This window comes from Kribbella jiaozuonensis (assembly GCF_005233875.1).
GTDB lineage: Bacteria > Actinomycetota > Actinomycetes > Propionibacteriales > Kribbellaceae > Kribbella > Kribbella jiaozuonensis.
Map to the genome: position 1 here is coordinate 692,088 of NZ_SZPZ01000001.1, position 18,402 is coordinate 710,489.

At 68.2% G+C, this 18,402-nt stretch carries 16 protein-coding genes; 7 read left to right on the top strand and 9 right to left on the bottom strand.

Features of this window, described 5'->3' with window-relative positions:
• Positions 1-22: 22 nt before the first annotated feature.
• The gene (locus FDA38_RS03350) at positions 23-583 is read left to right on the top strand and encodes a TetR/AcrR family transcriptional regulator (RefSeq protein ID WP_137252575.1); all 561 of its coding nucleotides are present in this window, start codon (positions 23-25) and stop codon (positions 581-583) included.
• On the opposite strand, the gene soxR is transcribed toward FDA38_RS03350, so the two are convergent.
• A complete protein-coding gene (soxR, locus tag FDA38_RS03355) occupies positions 578-1,054 on the bottom strand; it encodes a redox-sensitive transcriptional activator SoxR (protein ID WP_130446382.1) in 477 nt (158 codons plus the stop codon). The genes FDA38_RS03350 and soxR overlap by 6 nt on opposite strands.
• Positions 1,055-1,417: 363 nt before the next feature.
• On the opposite strand from soxR, the gene FDA38_RS03360 reads away from it, so the two are divergent.
• Positions 1,418-3,319 (top strand): DEAD/DEAH box helicase, encoded by a 1,902-nt coding sequence (locus FDA38_RS03360; RefSeq protein ID WP_137252576.1) that lies wholly within the window; start codon positions 1,418-1,420, stop codon positions 3,317-3,319.
• 46 nt (positions 3,320-3,365) lie between these two features.
• Here the strand turns inward: FDA38_RS03360 and FDA38_RS03365 are convergent, their stop codons facing one another.
• Positions 3,366-4,454 carry an aminotransferase class V-fold PLP-dependent enzyme gene (locus FDA38_RS03365; RefSeq protein ID WP_137252577.1) on the bottom strand — a complete coding sequence of 363 codons (1,089 nt, stop codon included), beginning with the start codon at positions 4,452-4,454 and terminating at the stop codon, positions 3,366-3,368.
• A 114-nt stretch (positions 4,455-4,568) separates the two neighbouring features.
• Between FDA38_RS03365 and FDA38_RS03370 the strand changes: the two genes are divergently transcribed.
• Genes FDA38_RS03370 through FDA38_RS03385 form a run of 4 tightly spaced genes read left to right on the top strand, consistent with a single transcriptional unit; the run spans position 4,569 to position 10,904 of the window.
• Positions 4,569-7,721, top strand: a complete 3,153-nt coding sequence (locus FDA38_RS03370; RefSeq protein WP_233714499.1) for a penicillin acylase family protein — start codon at positions 4,569-4,571, stop codon at positions 7,719-7,721.
• A 15-nt stretch (positions 7,722-7,736) separates the two neighbouring features.
• Positions 7,737-8,327, top strand: a complete 591-nt coding sequence (locus tag FDA38_RS03375; protein WP_137252579.1) for a YbjQ family protein — start codon at positions 7,737-7,739, stop codon at positions 8,325-8,327.
• Positions 8,317-9,663, top strand: a complete 1,347-nt coding sequence (locus FDA38_RS03380) for a GH1 family beta-glucosidase (RefSeq protein ID WP_137252580.1) — start codon at positions 8,317-8,319, stop codon at positions 9,661-9,663. The genes FDA38_RS03375 and FDA38_RS03380 overlap by 11 nt, the downstream gene beginning before the upstream one ends.
• Complete coding sequence (locus tag FDA38_RS03385) at positions 9,660-10,904, top strand: MFS transporter (RefSeq protein ID WP_137252581.1); 1,245 nt, start codon at positions 9,660-9,662, stop codon at positions 10,902-10,904. Before FDA38_RS03380 ends, FDA38_RS03385 begins: the two co-directional genes overlap by 4 nt.
• Here the strand turns inward: FDA38_RS03385 and FDA38_RS03390 are convergent.
• Together FDA38_RS03390 and FDA38_RS03395 are read right to left on the bottom strand one after the other, a co-directional pair.
• Positions 10,835-12,160 (bottom strand): winged helix-turn-helix domain-containing protein, encoded by a 1,326-nt coding sequence (locus FDA38_RS03390; RefSeq protein ID WP_137252582.1) that lies wholly within the window; start codon positions 12,158-12,160, stop codon positions 10,835-10,837. The genes FDA38_RS03385 and FDA38_RS03390 overlap by 70 nt on opposite strands.
• Before the next feature lie 83 nt (positions 12,161-12,243).
• The gene (locus FDA38_RS03395) at positions 12,244-12,852 is read right to left on the bottom strand and encodes a VC0807 family protein (RefSeq protein ID WP_137252583.1); all 609 of its coding nucleotides are present in this window, start codon (positions 12,850-12,852) and stop codon (positions 12,244-12,246) included.
• A 93-nt stretch (positions 12,853-12,945) separates the two neighbouring features.
• Between FDA38_RS03395 and FDA38_RS03400 the strand changes: the two genes are divergently transcribed.
• Complete coding sequence (locus tag FDA38_RS03400) at positions 12,946-13,542, top strand: TetR/AcrR family transcriptional regulator (protein ID WP_233714501.1); 597 nt, start codon at positions 12,946-12,948, stop codon at positions 13,540-13,542.
• On the opposite strand, the gene FDA38_RS03405 is transcribed toward FDA38_RS03400, so the two are convergent.
• Genes FDA38_RS03405 through FDA38_RS03425 form a run of 5 tightly spaced genes read right to left on the bottom strand, consistent with a single transcriptional unit; the run spans position 13,511 to position 18,273 of the window.
• Entirely contained in the window at positions 13,511-14,812 is a 1,302-nt protein-coding gene (locus FDA38_RS03405) for an MFS transporter (protein ID WP_137252585.1), read from the bottom strand. The genes FDA38_RS03400 and FDA38_RS03405 overlap by 32 nt on opposite strands.
• Before the next feature lie 21 nt (positions 14,813-14,833).
• Positions 14,834-15,268: an EVE domain-containing protein gene (locus FDA38_RS03410; RefSeq protein WP_137252586.1), complete on the bottom strand. Its 435-nt coding sequence runs from the start codon at positions 15,266-15,268 to the stop codon at positions 14,834-14,836.
• 4 nt (positions 15,269-15,272) lie between these two features.
• Entirely contained in the window at positions 15,273-16,775 is a 1,503-nt protein-coding gene (locus FDA38_RS03415; protein ID WP_137252587.1) for a tripartite tricarboxylate transporter permease, read from the bottom strand.
• Complete coding sequence (locus FDA38_RS03420; RefSeq protein ID WP_137252588.1) at positions 16,775-17,278, bottom strand: tripartite tricarboxylate transporter TctB family protein; 504 nt, start codon at positions 17,276-17,278, stop codon at positions 16,775-16,777. The genes FDA38_RS03415 and FDA38_RS03420 overlap by 1 nt, the downstream gene beginning before the upstream one ends.
• Positions 17,275-18,273, bottom strand: coding sequence for a Bug family tripartite tricarboxylate transporter substrate binding protein (locus tag FDA38_RS03425; protein WP_137252589.1), 999 nt, complete (start codon positions 18,271-18,273; stop codon positions 17,275-17,277). Before FDA38_RS03425 ends, FDA38_RS03420 begins: the two co-directional genes overlap by 4 nt.
• Positions 18,274-18,402: the final 129 nt, after the last annotated feature.

Sequence of the window (18,402 nt, forward strand, 5' to 3'; positions counted from 1 at the left end):
CACCATACGGTAAGTTGAACCCATGCCAAGCTTCATCGAGGAAGCGCGCCGGGCGCAGCTGATCGACGTGACGACCGAGCTGGTGGCCGACCACGGGTACGCCGCGACGTCGCTCGGCCGGATCGCGGAGAGCGCCGGGATCACCAAGGCGGGCGTGCTCTACCACTTCCCGTCGAAGCAGGCCCTCGTCGAGGCGGCGCACGCACGGGTGCTGTCGGAGCTGGTCGAGGCGGTCGCGGCGGCGGTCGATGCTGCGGGCCCGGCCGACGCGCCGGCGGCGTACATCCGGGCGATGATCGGGCATCTCCGGGAGCAGCCGCGGCACGTGCGGATGATCGTCGAGGCGATGACCTCGGTCGCGCCGCTGGCCGATTCGAAGGCGCGCTGGTCGGCCGTGGCAGACCTGATCGCCGCGGCGCGGGCTGCGCGTGGGCTCACCGGCGAGGTGGATCTCAGGTCCGCGGCGCTGGTGATCGGCGGCGGGATCGACGCGATCGTGTCCGAGTCGATGAGAGATCCGGAGTACGACGCAGTAGCCGCCGCCGAGCTGCTCGTCGGCGTTGTCGAGCGTGGGCTGTTATGACTCGCCGGGGATGCCGACGTTGAGGAGACGGGCGCCGGGGCCTCGCGTGGCCAGGCGGTCTTCCTTGTTGTAGAGGTTGCAGCGCTGGAGGCTGAGGCAGCCGCAGCCGATGCACGTGTCGAGGTCGTCACGGAGGCGCTCGAGCTCGGCGATGCGCTCGTCGAGACGGCTGCGCCAGGTCTTCGACAGCTTGCTCCAGTCGGCGCGCGTCGGCGTACGGTCCTCGGGGAGTGAGTCCAGCGCGCCTTTGATCTCCGCGAGCGCGAGACCGACCCGCTGGGCCGCCTGCACGAACGCGATCCGCCGCAGCGTGCTCCGCTGGTACTGACGCTGGTTGCCGGCCGTGCGCCGGGACGCGATCAGCCCCTGATCCTCGTAGAACCGCAACGCCGACGCCGCTACCCCGGACCGATGTGCGATCTCCCCGATCGAGAGCCAGTGCTCCTTGCTCGGGACGTTCTCCTCCGCCATACCGCCACCCTAGGACGGCGTTCCAAGAACTCAAGTTCGCTTGAACTGTGCCGGGTGGATGCCGGGAGCACCAGTCGGCCGGGTGGTCTGGTCTCCGACGGTGTGGTCAGGGCCGCTGTCACGATCGGTTATACTTTTCTCGTGTCGGTGCGCGCGTCGCGTCACCAGAGATGTTCCCAGGCGCTCCGACCCGTCGGTTTCGGCATCCGCTGAAGATCCGGCGACATGGGTGCAACGCGATAGCACCCGCAGGTCGATGCCCGTCTCCTGCTGAGCACGTTGTCCGGTCATGATTTCGTGACCGGAGCTTCGTTGCGGCTGCGATCCGGCGCCATTCGTCCGTGAATCCGAGAGAGAGTTTGCGTGACCCAGCACCACCAGCACGATTCCGAGTCCGCTGACGGGCGGGCCAAGAAGCCCCGACACAAGAAGTACCAGAACCAGTCGTACGGCGAGCGCCTCGCCGCGAACGCGTCGTACGACGCGCCGCGTGCTGACAAGCCGCGTGAGGACAACAAGCCGGTCAAGGGCTACCGCTCCGAGCCGGCTCGTCCCGACCGCGGTCAGCGCAGCTATGACCGCAGCACCGACCGCAACCGCGACGAGCGCCCGCGCTACGAGAACCGCAGCCGCGACGACCGTCCGCAGTACAACCGCGACGACAAGCCGCAGTACGCGCGCAACGACCGTGGTGACCGGCCGCAGTACGCGCGCGACGACCGCAACGACCGTGGTGACCGGCCGCAGTACCGGCGTGACGACAAGCCTGCGTTCCGTGGCGGCGACGACCGCGCGCGGGGCGAGCGTCCGCAGTACCGGCGCGACGACCGTTCGTCGTACCGGCGGGACGACAAGCCGTTCGTCCGGCGTCCTTCGCAGGAGGCTCGCCGCGAGGAGCCCGTCCGCCGCGAGGAGCCGGTCGTCGACCTCGGCACCGTTGCCGATGACAACCAGTTCGCCGCGCTCGGCATCGCGCCGCGGATGGTGCAGCGACTGGCCCGCGACGGCATCACCGCGCCGTTCCCGATCCAGGCCGCGACCATCCCGGACGCGCTGGCCGGCAAGGACGTGCTCGGCCGCGGTCAGACCGGTTCCGGTAAGACCCTCGGCTTCGGTCTCCCGACGCTGATGCGCCTCGCCGGCGGCCACACCGAGTCGCGCCGTCCGCGCGGGATGATCCTGGTCCCGACCCGCGAGCTCGCGATGCAGGTGCACGACGCCCTCGAGCCGCTCGCGCACGTGATGAACGTGTCGCTCAAGCTGATCGCCGGCGGTCTTCCGTACCCGAAGCAGATCGACGCGCTCCGTCGTGGTGTCGACCTGCTGATCGCCACCCCGGGCCGACTGATCGACCTGTGCGAGCAGGGTGCGGCCGACCTCGGCGCCGTGGAGATCGCGGTGCTCGACGAGGCCGACCACATGTGCGACATGGGCTTCATGCCCGCCGTCACCACGCTGCTCGACATGACGCCGCCGGAGGGCCAGCGCCTGCTGTTCTCCGCGACGCTCGACAACGACGTCGACACGATCGTGAAGACGTACCTGAAGGACCCGGTCACGCACTCGACCGAGTCCGGCCAGGCCACCGTCACCACGATGGAGCACCACCTGCTGGTGATCGAGCCGGCGCACAAGCAGTCGCTGACGGCCGAGCTGGCCAGCCGCGACGGCCGGACCATCGTGTTCGTCCGCACCAAGCTGGGCGCCGACCGCATCGCCACCCAGCTGCGCGACCGTGGCGTGATGGCCGCGGCGTTGCACGGCGGCCTGACCCAGGGCATGCGGAACCGGACGCTGGACCAGTTCAAGGACGGTTCGGTTCCGGTGCTGGTGGCAACGGATGTCGCCGCGCGCGGCATCCACGTCGACGACGTCGGCCTGGTCGTCCAGGCTGACCCGCCGGCGGAGCACAAGGACTACCTGCACCGTGCCGGTCGTACGGCGCGTGCCGGTGGCAAGGGCGCCGTCGTCACCCTCCTGCTGCCGCACCAGCGGCGTGGGATGATCCGGATGGCCGAGTCGGCCGGCGTCAAGGCCGAGCCGGTCCGGGCCCGTCCGGGCGACGAGCTCGTCACCGAGCTGACCGGCGGCACGAAGCCGTCCGGGTACCCGGTGAAGCTTCCGGCCCCGAAGCCGCAGCGCTTCGGCAAGGGTGGCGGCAAGGGTGGCAAGCGGTTCGGTAGCAGCCGTCCGCGTGGCTACGAGGGCCGCGGCGGCAGCGGTGGTCCGCGCCGCAGCAACGGCAACAAGTCGTACCAGCACTGAGCAATTCGGCCCTGATTCCCTTCACCACAAGGGGATCAGGGCCGACTCATGTCAGGACGGCCCAGAGCCGGGCGAGGATCGTCGCGATCTCTTCGTCGTCGAGCGGGATCAGCTCGAGCATCAGTTCGCCCTCGGCCATCCGATCGGTCATCACGTAGATCGACGGCGTACCGGCCTCGAGCTCGGTCGCGAGGCGTTTGGCGTCGGCGACCTTGAGCAGGACCCGGGACACCTGGAGGCCAGTCGGGTCCTGGACGGCCTCAGCGGTCACGTCCGGAATCCGGGAGGCCGCGGCAACGAACGCATCGACCTTCGCGAGCTCGTCCGCCTCCCACTTCACCCGGTCGAACGCCTGCCACTCCTCGAGCGCCGCGAGTACGCCGACGATCGCTTCCTTCGTCGGCTTCATCACCCGGCCGATGCCCTTCTCCTGCGCCCGCAGCGCCTGGACCAGCGGCCAGCTCCCGGCGACGAGCCCGGCGGTCGGTGAGCCGAGGTACTTCTGCCCGCTCACCAGCACCAGGTCCGCGCCGCTCGCGAGCAGGTCCGCGATCCGCGGGAACTGCGCGGCCGCGTCGACGATCGCCGGTACGCCGCGACGGTGCGCGGCACGGACCGCGGCGACGAGGTCGATCGGCTCGCCGCGGGTCAGCCTGGATGCCACCAGCATCAAGCACGCGACGTCCGGTCCGTCGAGCTCATCCTCGAGCTCGGCGATCGTGCAACCGTCCTCGTCGCCGGCGAGGTCGACCTGCGCGCCGGCGAGCCGGATCCCCTGCAGGTTGGTGTGTCCGTAGTCGATCACCTGGCAAGCGGGCAGTACGACGCGGTTGTGCATGTCGGTTGCGTCCGGCAACGCCGCAGTACGCCGGGGGTCGCCGCCGGTCATCGTCGCCGCGACCGCGAGCGTGATGCCGGCCGCGGTGCAGTGCACGACCGCGCCGGCCTGGGCGCCGGTCACCTGCGCGATGGCTTCGCTGGCGCGATCGCCGAGCTCGTCCATCACGAAGAACTCGGGCAGAGCCTGTGCGACGGCCTCAGCCACCCCGTCGGAACTCCTGGACACCCCGAGCGGGGTGTAGGTCCCCTTGGCGTTGATCACCACACTCAATCGGTACCGCTCATGGATTGTCATGGTGAAGCAGAGCGTAGTGGTCACGGACAGCAATTGGCGAGAGTCTGGACGTGAGTTCTTGACCTGATGCTACTGGTGAGTCATTCTCACTTTCACCGACCTGAGGAGGGAACCGTGCCCCGCCCCGCACTCCGAACCCGCCTTCGCATCACGATCGCCGCCGCCACTGTCACCGCCGTCCTGGCGGCCCTGCCGGCGCCGACCCAGGCCACCCCGCAAGCCGTTGCCGCGACGCCCGGAGATTATTGCCTCGAGCAATGTCGCGACATCCTGCCGCCGGGTCAGAACGGCAACGCGACCTTCACGGATCTCCTTGCTTTCAAGGCGTTAGGCGTCAGACCGGCGCATTTCAGCGACACGGTCAAGCCCTACCAGGACCTGGTCTGGAACTCGCAGGGCATCACCGACGACGGCCTCGCGCCGTACTACGACGACTCGTCGTTCGGGGTGAAGCCGGACGACATCGCGAGCACGACGCACCCCCGCAGCGACGTCACGATCGTGCGGGACAAGTCGCGCGGGATCCCGCACATCACCGGCACCACGCGGCTCGGCACGATGTTCGGCGCCGGGTACGCCGGAGCTCAGGACCGGCTGTTCGTGATGGACGTGTTCCGTCACCTCGGTCGCGGCCAGTTGACCCCGTTCGCGGGTGGCGCGGCGGCGAACCGCGAGTTCGAGCAGGAGTTCTGGCGCACAGCGCCGTACACCGAAGCCGATCTGCAACGGCAGTTCGACGATGCCGACGAGTTGTACGGCGCCGACGGCGTGAAGATGCAGCAGGACATCCAGGCCTGGGTCGACGGCGTCAACCACTACATCGACACGGTCGGCATCGCCTACCCCGGCGAGTACGTCGCCCTCGGCCTGCAGTGGCCGACTCCGCACTGGAAGGTCACGGACGTCGTCGCCACCGCCGCGGTCGTCGCGGGCATCTTCGGCACAGGCGGCGGCGCAGAGGTCACGTCAGCACTCGCATTGCTCGAAGCACAAGCGAAGTACGGCGTTGCCCAGGGCACCAAAGTGTGGGAATCGTTCCGCTCCCAGAACGACCCGGAAGCCAGTACGACGGTGCACAACGGCACCTCCTTCCCGTACGGGACGACCGGTCCGAACCCGGCCGGCCGCGCGATGCCGGATCGTGGCTCCGTCACCGCCGAGCCCGAGGTCATCGACCAGACGGCGAACAAGACAGCGGCCGCCAAGCCCGCGCCGAAGGGCTCGGACTCGTTGAAGGGGATCTTCGACGACGGCCTGTTCCCGGAGGGCTTCGGCAAGAAGGGGATGTCGAACGCCCTGCTCGTCTCCGGCGCGCACACCCAGAGCGGCAACCCGATCGCGGTCTACGGCCCGCAGACCGGGTACTTCGCGCCGCAGCTGCTGATGCGCCAGGAGCTGCAAGGCCCGGGCGTCAGCTCGCGCGGCATCGCGTTCGCCGGCCTCAACTTCTACACGCTGATCGGCCGCGGCCCCGACTACTCGTGGAGCGCCACATCCGCCGGGCAGGACATCACCGATACGTTCGCCGTACCGCTGTGTGAGCCGAACGGCGGGACGCCGACCAAGAACTCGCAGTACTACGAGTTCCGCGGGCAATGTGTTCCGATCGAGCGGCTCGAGCGGCACAACGCCTGGTACTCCAGCCTCGGCTCGTCCGAACCGGCCGGGTCGTACACGTTGGTTGCCTTGCGCACCAAGTACGGCATCGTCACGCACCGCGGGACCGTCGGCGGGAAGCCGGTGTTGTTCACCAAGAACCGGTCGACGTACGGCAACGAGGCCGGATCGGCGCTCGGGTTCATGCAGTTCAACGATCCGGACCGGATCCACTCGGCCGCGGACTTCCAGAAAGCCGCGGCGAACATCGGATACACGTTCAACTGGTTCTACACCGACAAGGACTCGATCGCGTACTTCAACTCCGGCGACAACCCGGTCCGCGCAGCCGGCGCCGACCCGAACCTGCCGACCTGGAGTTCGTACGAGTGGCAGGGCTGGAACCCGGACACGAACCGTGCGACCTACACCCCGCCCGCGCAGCACCCGCAGGTCGTGAACCAGGACTACCTGACCAGCTGGAACAACAAGCAGGCGCCCGGGTTCTCCGCGTCGGACGGGCAATGGGGTTACAACGCCGTTTACCGCAGCCAGCCGCTCGACGACCGGATCAAGGCGGTCATCAACAGCGGGCAGAAGTTCACCCGCGGCAAGCTGGTCGAGGCGATGGAGGACGCGGCCACGGTCGACCTTCGCGGCGACCAGGTCCTGCCCTACCTGCTCAGAGTCCTGAAGTCGGCGCCGATCACCGACCCGGCCGTCGCCGACGCCGTCGCGAAGCTGACCGCCTGGCAACAGGCCGGCGCGCACCGCAAGACCCTGAGCGCGTCGTCGCGCACGTATGACAACGCCGACGCGATCCGCATCCTCGACGCCTGGTGGCCGCTGCTCGTCCCGGCCGAGTTCAAGGACCTCGGACCGGACCTCTACAACGCAATGGTCGCCAACCTGAAGATCGACGAGCGTCCGAGCGCGCAGGGTTCGTCGTTCCAGAGCGGCTGGTGGGGCTTCGTGCAACGTGATCTGCGGAAGGTCCTCGGCGATCCGGTGAAGGCATCCCAGCCGGTGACGTACTGCGGCAGCGGGTCCCTGGCCGGATGCCGATCGGTGCTGACCGACACGTTGCTGGCAGCAACCAAGGTGCCGGCCGCCCAGACCTACCCGGCGACCGCGGACTGTGCCGCCGGCGACCAGTTCTGCGCGGATCAGATCGCGCATCAGCCGATGGGCGGCATCACGCAGGACCGGATCGCGTGGGTCAACCGGCCGACGTACCAGCAGGTGGTCGAGTTCCCGGCGCGGCGGGGTGACGATGTCGCCAACCTGGCCGTAGGGAAGACGGCAACGGCGAGCAGTTACGAGACCGGGTGGTTCAACTCGCCGCCGGCGCAGGCTGTCGACGGGAAGCCGGACACCCGGTGGGCCAGCGACTGGTCGGACCCGCAGTGGCTGAAGGTTGACCTCGGCAACGAGCAGACGGTACGCCGGGTGGTGCTCGACTGGGAGGCGGCGTACGGGAAGTCGTACAAGGTCGAGGTGTCGCGGGACGGGGCGACCTGGCAGCAGGTGTACGCGACGACGACCGGGAACGGCGGGGAAGACGTGGTCAGGTTCGCGGCCACTCCCGCGCGGTATGTGCGCGTGACCGGGACGCAGCGGGCGACGTCGTACGGGTATTCGTTGTATGAGTTCCAGGTGTTCAGATGGTGATGCCAGGATGAGGGCATGAACCAGAACTTTCCTCCGAACCAGCCGTTCCCGCCGCAGGGTGGTTACCAGCAAGGCCCGCCGCCGGGGTACCAGGGCCCGCCGCCGGGATACCAGCAGGGGCCGCCGCCGCAGGGGTACGGGCAGCAGCCCGGGTACGGTCAGGCGCCGGGCAACTATCAGCCGGCCCAGCAGAGCGCGCCGCATGTCGCGCCGCAGGGTTCGCCGTACCCGGTGCTGGTCTCGACGATGAACGACCTGCCCGGGTACACCGCGGACAAGGTGTTCGGCGAGGTGTTCGGGCTGACCGTGCGGAGCCGCGACTTCGGGTCGAACTTCACCGCGAGCTTCCGGTCGCTGGGCGGCGGCGAGGTTCCGGAGTACACCCAGATGCTGGCGGAGTCGCGACACGTCGCGGTGATGCGGATGTGCCAGATGGCGCAGCAGATGGGTGCGAACGCGATCCTCGCGATGCGGTTCGACTGCAACGAGATCGCGCAGACGATGAGCGAGGTCGCGGCGTACGGCACGGCCGTCATCGTGCACAAGGTCGAGCCGCCGCGGCCGCAGGACTCCAAGCCCGATGAGGATGATGCGAATGACAGCTGAGTTTGTGTTTCCGCCCGGGTTCAAGTGGGGGGTCTCGACGTCGGCGTACCAGATCGAGGGTGCCGTGGCCGAGGACGGCCGCGGTCCCTCCACCTGGGACACGTTTTGCGCCGAGCCCGGGAAGATCCTCAACGGCGACACCGGCGCAGTCGCGTGCGACCACTACCACCGGTACGCCGAGGACGTCGCGCTGATGCGGGAGCTCGGGGTGGACACGTACCGGTTCTCGTTCTCCTGGCCGCGGATCCAGCCGTCGGGGAGCGGGCCGGGGAACGCGGCCGGCCTGGACTTCTACGACCGGCTGATCGACACCCTGCTCGGCGCCGGGATCCAGCCGGCGCCGACGCTGTTTCACTGGGATACGCCGCAAGCGCTCGAGGACGCCGGCGGCTGGCTCTCCCGCGACATCACCGATCGCTTCGCGGAGTACGCCGGGCTCCTCGGCGCGCGTTTCGCCGACCGGGTGCCGATGTGGATGACGATCAACGAGCCGGTCGTGCTCACGCTGATGGGCTACTCGCTCGGCGCGCACGCTCCGGGGAAGCAGCTGTTGTTCGACGCTCTTCCGGTCGCGCATCATCAGCTGCTTGCGCACGGCCGCGCAGTACAGGCGCTTCGGGCCGCTGGTGCTACTCAGATCGGTATCGCGAGCAACCACGCGCCGACCTGGCCGGCCAGTGACAGCGCGGAGGACAAGGAAGCGGCCGCGCTGTACGACAACCTGATCAACTGGCTGTTCGCCGATCCCATCCTGCTCGGCGAGTATCCGAACGGCATGGGTGACGCGATGCCCGGCCCGGTGGCCGACGACCTCGCGATCATCTCGACGCCGCTCGACTTCTTCGGCATCAACCACTACGCGCCGGTCTCGGTCGGCGCCGCCACCGGCGAGGCCGACACCGCGGCGACGGACGGGGTTCTGTTGCCGCCGGGCCTGCCCTTCGAGCCTCGGACGCTGACCGGTTATCCGACGACCGATTTCGGTTGGCCGGTGGTGCCGGAGGCGTTCGGTGAGATCCTGCGGATCTTCCAGGAGCGGTACGGCGACCGGCTGCCGCCGATCTACATCACCGAGAACGGTTGCTCGTTCGACGGCCTGGACGACCAGCGCCGCATCTCGTACCTGGACGGGTACCTCCGTGCGCTGAAGGGCGCGATCGACGATGGGATCGACGTCCGCGGGTACTTCCACTGGTCGCTGCTCGACAACTTCGAATGGGCCGCCGGGTACTCGCAGCGGTTCGGGCTGGTGCACGTCGACTTCGAGACGCAGGAGCGTACGCCGAAAGCGTCGTACCACTGGCTGCGTGATGTGATCGCGTCGAGCCGGGCATGATTCCCGAGCCGGGGGTGGTGCCGTCCGCGCTGGCGGAGCCGACCGTCCGGGTCCGGCCGGGGTGGACGGCGGCCGTCGTACTCGCCAACGTCGGGGTGTTCGCGGCCTGGCTCGGGCCGATCCAGGTGCTGCTCGCAAAGCAGTCGGAGTCGGTTGCTCCGGACAACAAGGAGTTCGTGTTCGGGCTGGTGACCGGGGTCGGCGCGGCGGTGTCGGTGTTCGCGAACCCGGCGTTCGGCGCGATCTCGGACCGGACCACGTCACGCTTCGGCCGGCGGGTGCCGTGGGTGGTGGCCGGTGCGGTCGGCGGCGCGGTGGGGCTGGGCATCCTGGCCGGTGCGCACGTGATCGTGTTGATGCTGCTCGGTTGGTGCCTGATGCAACTGTTCGGCAACGCACTGCTCGCCGCGGCGACGGCCGTCGTACCGGATCGCGTCCCGGTCGCCCAACGTGGCGGGGTCGGCGGGTGGGTGGCGATCTCGCAGGTGCTGGGCGCATTGGTTGGTACTGCGCTTGCCGCCGCCTTCGACAGCTACGCGCTCGGGTATGCCGCCTGTGCCGCGTTCCTGTTGTTGTCGGTGGTGCCGTATCTGTTGCGCAGTCATGACGTGCAGCTGGTGGAGCGGCCTACGTTCGTGCTGCGCGACTTCCTTCGTGGGTTCTGGATCAGCCCGCGGCGGTACCCGGACTTCGGGTGGGCGTGGCTGACTCGGTTTCTGTTCAATGTGGGTAATGCGCTCGGCACGCTGTACCTCTTCTACTACCTGCAGGACGAGGTCGGCGTCGACGATGCGGACACCGGCGTACTTATCCTGACCGCGATCTACAGCGTGTGTGTGCTGACGACCGCGATCACCTTCGGCCGCTGGTCGGACCGGTCCGAACGCCGGAAGGTTTTCGTGACCGCGTCCGGCTGGGTGATGGCCGTGGCGGGTGTCGTCCTGGCGTTCTGGCCGACGTGGCCGGGCGCGATCCTCGGCGCGATCATCCTCGGCATGGGCTTCGGCGTGTATCTGTCCGTCGACTTCGCCCTGCTCACGCAGGTGTTGCCGAACGCCCGCGACCGGGCGAAGGACCTCGGCGTCATCAATATCGCGAACTCACTCCCGCAGGTACTCGCGCCGGCGATCGCGGCCCCTATCGTCAAGCACTTGGGCGGCTATCCGGTGCTCTACCTCTTGGCGTCAGCGGTCACGGTTCTGGCCGGCGTACTCGTCACGCGCATCCGGTCGGTCAACTGAGCCGCGAGTCGTCCGGCAGCGGGGACGGCGATGTGCTCGAGCGACAGCCAGTCGGCCATCAGGTGGAGCTCGGCGGCCAACGGTTCGATGAAGTCGGGGGCGGCGGGCTCGGCTGTGAGGGTGGGGACGACGAGGGTCGAGGTCTGGCGGTCGGCCTTGAGGTCGACGCGGGCGACGAGTCGGTCGCCCAGCAGGAACGGCAGAACGTAGTACCCGTGCACGCGTTGGGGTGCGGGGGTGTAGATGCTGATCCGGTAGAAGAAGTCGAACAGGTGGTGGGTGCGGTCGCGGTTCCAGATCAGCGGGTCGAAGGGGGAGAGCAGTGCCTGCGTGTCGATCGGGCGGTCCTTTGCCTCGTGCCAGCGGTAGCTCTGCTGCTTGACGCTCTCGACGCGGACCGGGATCAGCTCGCCTGACTCGACCAGCTCGCCGATCACCTCGCGACCTGTTGCTGCAGGCAACGGGAAGTGCGCCTGACCGCTGCCTCCGCACAGTTCCTTGAGGGTCCCGACGCCCAGACCACGCGCCGCGATCCTGACCAGCTCACGCCGCGCCTCGTCCGCGGTCGGTTCAGGAGCATTCAGTACGTCGGCCGGCAGGACCCGCTCCGTCAGGTCGTAGATCCGCTCGAAGTGCCGCCGCCCGGCGATCGTCACCTGGCCCGTGCAGAACAGGAATTCGATCGCGATCTTCGCGTCCTGCCAGTTCCACATCCGCCCGGTGGTCGGATCCGGGTCCGGGTCGGTGCGCTTCCGCCGTACGCCGTCCGGACTCGCCTCGCCCGCGGTCAGCGGTCCCTTCTCGGTGATCGTCTGCAGGACCTGGTCGACGTACCCGGGCCGCTCGGCGCTCAGCCGCCGCATCCCCGCCACGACCGACCACGGCGCGGTGACGTCCGGGCTCAGTTCCTCGTCCCATACCTGCCGCTCCGCCGCCCGCATCCGCCACCGCATCAACGGGTACGCCGTCAGCGGGATCAGCGCCGCCTTGTGCCCCCAGAAGTACTCGAACAACTCCCGGTCGGATCCCCACGCCAGCTTGTCGAGCGTCGCCCGCAGGTAGTTCCCCACCCGCGCAAACACCGGCAGATAATGCGACCGAGTCAACACATTCACCGAATCCAACTGCAACACCCCGGCCGCCCGAATCGCCTTCCGCACATCCACCCGCTTAGGCCGCCCAACCCCAAACCCCTGCGCCCCCAGAGCAAGCCGGCGAGCAACCTCCACCGAAACCTCATCACCAACGGCCGCCATACTCCGAACCTATAGCGCAACACTGGCCTCATGCAGTCCGTAACAATCGGCAAGCCCGACACCTACTTCCGCCTCACCGCCGACTAGGTCGTTTGTAGGGCGCGTTGGCGGTGGTTGCGGTACCAGAGGGACCAGCTGATGAGGATTGCCAGGGCGGCTATGTGCATGACGGGGGACAGGTTGGCCATGGTGTTGACGGGGAGGGTGTAGACGAGGATCAGGCGGATGATCGCGTCTGCCAGGAGTACGGCGCCGAAGACTGTGGTCAGGGTGGTGAAGTGTTTGCGGAACGTCGGCTGGGTGTCCCAGCGGTCGTCCCACTCGGCTAGGAGCTCGGGCTTGCCGGCGTTGGCTTTTCGGGCGATGGAGTAGACGAGCGGTCGGCCCAGTAGGACCGAGCCCAGCAGTAACAGCCCGGCCGCGCCGGACAGCACGGACTCCTTCGCGAGCAGGATGCGGGGATCGCCGGTCAGGAGCGAGATGACGAGCAGTACGGCGAATGTCCCGCCGACAAAGGCAGCGAGTCCGTTCAAGCGTCGCTGTACGACGGCAATGACGGCGACCCGCACCAGCGCGGCACCCGCGGCCGCGGCGAGGGCTGGGAGTACGTCGTACCCGAGGATGCGGCCGGCGTAGTAGACGACGAGCGGTAGACCGATGTCCCAGAGCAGACCCACGAGCTGTTTACGCATGATTCGAACCCTTCTCTTTAAGATACTGCTAGTAGCTTAAGAGCGGAACCCGAGGCGCGATTAGGCCGAATGTCATGAGATACCCTGAGTGTCGTGACGACACGGCGGCGGGGTGCGGCGCTGGAGGAGGCGATCCTGCAGGCGGCGGTCGAGGAGCTGACCGAGGTCGGGTACCGCGAGCTGACGATGGACGGTGTCGCCGCCCGCGCCGGCACCGCGAAGAACGTGATCTACCGGCGTTGGCCGAGTCGGGCCGCGCTGTGCATCGCGGCGTACCGGCACATGCTCCCGACCGGTCCTGACGCGACCCCCGACACCGGCTCGCTCCGCGGCGATGCGCTCGCGCTCCTCACCCGCGCCAACGACCGCATGTCATCGCCGGTCGGCCGCATCCTCCGCCAACTCCTGGCCGACATCCAGTCCGACCCCGAACGGATGCGCGAACTCCGCGACCAGGTCGCCCGCGCCGGCGTCTCGCGCTGGCTGACCGTGCTGGCCCGCGCCGCGAGCCGTGGCGAAGTCGGCCAACAGGCGCTCACTCCACGCGTCGCCACGGTCGCCGTCGACCTGCTCCGCAACGAGTACGCCCTCAACGGCGCGACCGCGGTCTCCCCAGAAGTTCTGACCGAGATCGTCGACCAGGTCTTCATCCCGCTGGCTACGCGGGCACCAGCCCATCCTCGTAGCTGACGTTCAACCGCCGGTACGCCGCGCTCAGGAACGCCAGCAGTACGACGACCAGCATCAGCAGACTCGCCGCGACGAACGCGAGCGCGATCCCACGCGCCTGCCCTTCCCCGAGCAACCACCCGAACGTCTCCCGACCCGACGCCGACTCCATGTACGGGATCAGCAGGAACTGAGCCGCCGGACCAACCGCGAACGCCGCAACCGGAGTAGACGCAGTCTCGATGCTCTGCGCGAACCCGAAGATCCGCCCCTGCTTCTCGAACGGCACCAGCCGCTGCAGGATCGTCTGCTCCGCCGCCTCCCCGATCGGCACCAGCAGCATGAACCCGAACATCCCGACGATCAGCAGCGACTGCCACTCGCGTACCGCCGTACCCATGCCGACGATCGCGATCGCCACATTCGCCACCAGTAGCACCCGCAGCGGCGAACGCCCGAGGCCGAACCGCGCGACCAGCGCACCGCCGGCGATGAAGCCGATGCTGGTGATGCCGAGCACGAGACCCCATGACTGCACCGAGAACAGATTCAGCCCGTACGGGTCCATCAGCGCCATGAAGACACCCATGATCAGGTTGTTGAAAGTACTGAACAGAACCAGCGGAAGAAGGCCCGGTACGGCGCGCATCGTCTCCCACGCGCCACGGATATCGATCCGGGCCCGCTCCTGGTGCGCCGGCCGCGGCTCGTCGATGTGGATCGCCAGCAGCAGATGAACGAGTACGGCGGCGGTGAAGACGACCGCGATCGCGACCGTGCCGCCCATGCCGACGAAGCCGACCGACAGGCCGCTCAGGACGCTGGTGACCAGGTGCGCGACACCGTTCACGGTCCCGACGAGCCCGTTCGCCTTGTCGCGCCGATCGGCCGGCACCAGCAGGGTCACCGCCGTCGACAGCGCGATACTCCGCAGTTGACCGGCGGTGCTGCCGACGAGGACCAGCAGGGTGAACGCCCAGAACCACGGTCCATGCCAGTCACTCAGCCGCTGGCCCGCGACGACGTACAGAATCCCGGCGAGGACGAAGGCGACGCCGGTGATCGAGCTGGACAGCGCCATCGCGGTCTTCTTGCGGTGCGAGTCGACCACCGCGCCGAAGATCGTGCCGCTGGCCGCCCCGATCAGCATCGAGACGCCGGAGACGATCGACGCCGCGAGCACCGAGTGCGTCACCAGGTACACCCAGAACGCGAACCCGAAGCTCAGGAAGGTGGTCGTCACGTTCGCCACCAACGTGTTGATCAGCAACCGCCGGAATGTCGTCGTCATACCTGTACGTCGAACGCGACCTCATGGAATTGACATGGCCTCCCGAAGCGCCTCGAAATCGTCCGGCTCGAGCGGGACCAGGCCGCGCCGGAGCTGATAACCCCAGTTCGGCCGCCGGGTGAGCTCAAGCTCCACCTCATGCACGTCCGCCCGGTGCACGGGCAGGAACTCGATCCGCCGGCGCCACGGCTGCACGATGCCGCGCTCGCCCATACTCATCGGCTCGGCCTGGTACGGCGCCTCGTCGACGACCACACCCAGCGCGGTGAACGCGCGGAGCGGCCGCTTCTCGCGGTAGTGCTCGGTCGGCGAATAGATCACGAACCCATCGCCCTGCCGCAGCCGCGCGACGCCGTACCGCTTGCCGTGGTTGAGCTGGATGAAACCGCCCTCGACCGCCCGCTGGGTGTGATCCGCGGAGATCACACCCAGCCAGGCGCGCTGCAAATCCGTCATGTCACTACTGTCCGCCGGAATATACGACATCTTTCGTCATGATTTTGCGGCGGAGTTTGGCGATCAGCGGCCAGGCGATCATCAGCAGGATCACCGCGTAGATCACGTACGCGACCGGCCCGCCGATCAGCCCGGAGACGTTGCCGTTCGAGAGCTGCAGGGCCATCCGGGCCTGCCGTTCGGCGATCGGACCGAGGATCACGCCGATAATCAGCGGCAGCACCGGCAGACCGAACCGGCGCATCCCGAAACCAAGCAGCCCGAGCAGCAGAAGCAGCAACAGGTCGAGCGGCTGCGCGTTCACGGCGTACGCGCCCATCGAGGCGAAGAAGATGATCCCGGCGTACAGATACGGCCGCGGGATCTGCAGCAGCTTTGCCCAGGCCGGCGCCAGCGGCAGGTTGAGGAGCAGCAGCATGAGGTTGCCGATGAACAGGCTGGCGATCAGCGCCCACACCAGCCTCGGCTCGCGCTGGAACAGCAGCGGCCCGGGCTGGATGCCGTACGACGTGAACGCTGCCAGCATCACCGCCGCGGTCGCGTTCGTCGGCAGACCGAGCGCGAGCATGGGCACCAGCGTCCCGGCAGCGGAAGCGTTGTTCGCCGCCTCCGGACCGGCGACGCCCTCGATCGCGCCGTGCCCGAACTCCTCCGGATGCTTGGACAGCTTCTTCTCGGTCGCGTACGACAAGAACGTCGGGATCTCGGCCCCGCCCGCCGGCAGTGCGCCGATCGGGAACCCGTACGCCGTCCCGCGCAGCCACGGCTTCCACGAGCGGCGCCAGTCCGATTTCCCCATCCACGGCCGACCGACCGGGATGACTGTGCCCGGGTTCCGCCGCAGATGCGCGGCGACCCACAGCGCCTCGCCGACCGCGAAGATGCCAACGGCAACCACGACGACATCGATGCCATCGGCAAGCTGTGGCACTCCAAAAGTCAGCCGTTGCTGCCCGGTAACTTTGTCGATCCCGACCAGCCCGATCACCAGGCCGAGCAGCAACGCCGCGAACCCGCGGATCCGGGACGATCCGAGCACCGACGTCGCACCGGCGAACGCGAGCAGCATGATCGCCAGGTAGTCCGGCGCACCCAGGCTGATCGCGAACTTCACCACCTGCGGCGCGACCAGCACCAGCAACAACGTCCCGATCGTCCCCGCCACGAACGACCCGATCGCCGCGGTCGCCAAGGCCTGCGCGGCCCGTCCGGCACGCGCCATCTTGTTGCCCTCGATCGCCGTCACCACCGATGACGACTCGCCTGGCGTGTTCAGCAGGATCGACGTGGTCGAGCCGCCGTACATGCCGCCGTAGAAGATGCCGGCGAACATGATGAACGCCTGCACCGGCTCCAGTCCGTACGTGATCGGCAGCAGCAGCGCGACGGTCATCGCCGGGCCGATCCCGGGCAGTACGCCGACCGCCGTACCGACGGTGACACCCAACAATGCGAGCAGCAGATTGATCGGGGTCAGGACATCTGCGAATCCTTGCAGGAGTTCCATCACAAGATCCCTTGCAGTACGCCGGCCGGCAGGTTGACGCCGAGCCCGATCGCGAACGCGTAGAACGTGATCAGCGCCAGGGCGGCAGCGATGAACAGGTTCCGGATGTGGTGCCGGCTACCGAGCGCGAACGCGGACCCCCAGAACAGCAGGGTCCCGCTGATCGCCCAGCCCAGCGGCTCGATCAGCGCCAGGTTGACCACGAACGCGGCGATCAGCGTGAGCACGGTGCGCCAGTCGACGGCGGACGTCACGTCGACGTCCTCGCCTTCCTCGGCCTCACCGGTCCCGCCGCGGGCGACGTCGACGGCGTACAGGACGGCGACGACGAGCAGCAGTACGCCGAGGACGATCGGTACCGGCTTCGGGCCGATCGGATCGTTGCTGTTGGCAATGTGCTGGAGCCGGGCGGCGTCGACGATCACCAGGACGCCGACCACCGCCAGGAACCCGCACACGCCGTACTGCGCTCGATCCGGCCGCCGGGTCGCGGCCTCGGTCATGCTGCCAGGCCCAGCTTGGCCAGGATGTCGGCGACCGCCTTGTCCTGGTCGGTGAGGAACTTGCCGAACTCGTCACCGGTCACGAACGCGTCGGTCCAGCCGTGCTTCTCCAGCTCGGACTTCCACTGCGCGGACTCGTGCATCTTCGTCAGCGCGTCGATCCAGACCTTCTTGTCCGTGTCGCTGATCCCCGGCGGGGCGACGATCCCACGCCAGTTGGTGAACACCAGGTCGATCCCGGAGCCCTTCAGCGTCGGCACGTCCTTCAACGCCTCGATCGGCTGCTCGCTCGTCACCGCGAGCACGCGCACCTGGCCGCTCTGGACCTGGTCGAGGAACTCGCCGAATCCGCTGGCCCCGAAGGCGATCTTGCTCCCCAGCAGCGCTGGCAGTAGTTCGCCGCCGCCGTCGTACGAGACGAAGTTGACGTCCTTCGGGTTGATGCCGACGGTCTGCGCGAGCTGCATCGGCAGCAGGTGGTCCGGTCCGCCCGGCGACGAACCGCCGCCGACCGCCAGCCCCTTCGGGTTCGCCTTCCAGGCCGTGACCAGATCGCCGATCGTCTTGTACGGCGAGTTCTTCGGTACGACGATCGCACCGGCCTCCTCCACCAGCTTCGCCAGCGGCGTGGTCTGGGTCAGCGTCGCCTTCGACTTCGAGGTGTACGTCGCGCCGACCACGCCGAGCCCCATCTGCATGGCGAGCTTGCCGTTGCGCTTCTCGTTCACGGTCCGCTGCAGGCCGACAGTACCGCCGGCACCAGGCAGGTTGAACACCTGCACGCCGGTTGCGATCTTCGCGTCCTCCATCACCTTCGCGGCGACCCGGGCGGTGGTGTCGTACCCGCCGCCGGCCGCGTTCGGCACCATCAGCCGCAGGCCGGTGGCAGGCTTGCCGCTGTCGGCGTTGGTGTCGGATTTGTCCGCGGTCGCGCCGCAGGCGGTCACGCTGGCCAGCGCGAGCACTGCTGTGGTGACCCAGAGCATCGGCCTCATGGCGGTGTCCTTTTCGATGGGGATCAGGTGGCGACGATCGTGGACCTCCAGCGGGTGCGGCGTCTGCGTTGTGGCCGCAGCGGTAGTTGAGTTCATTGTGGTCACGGGCGGAACCTGGGTGAAGTGTGG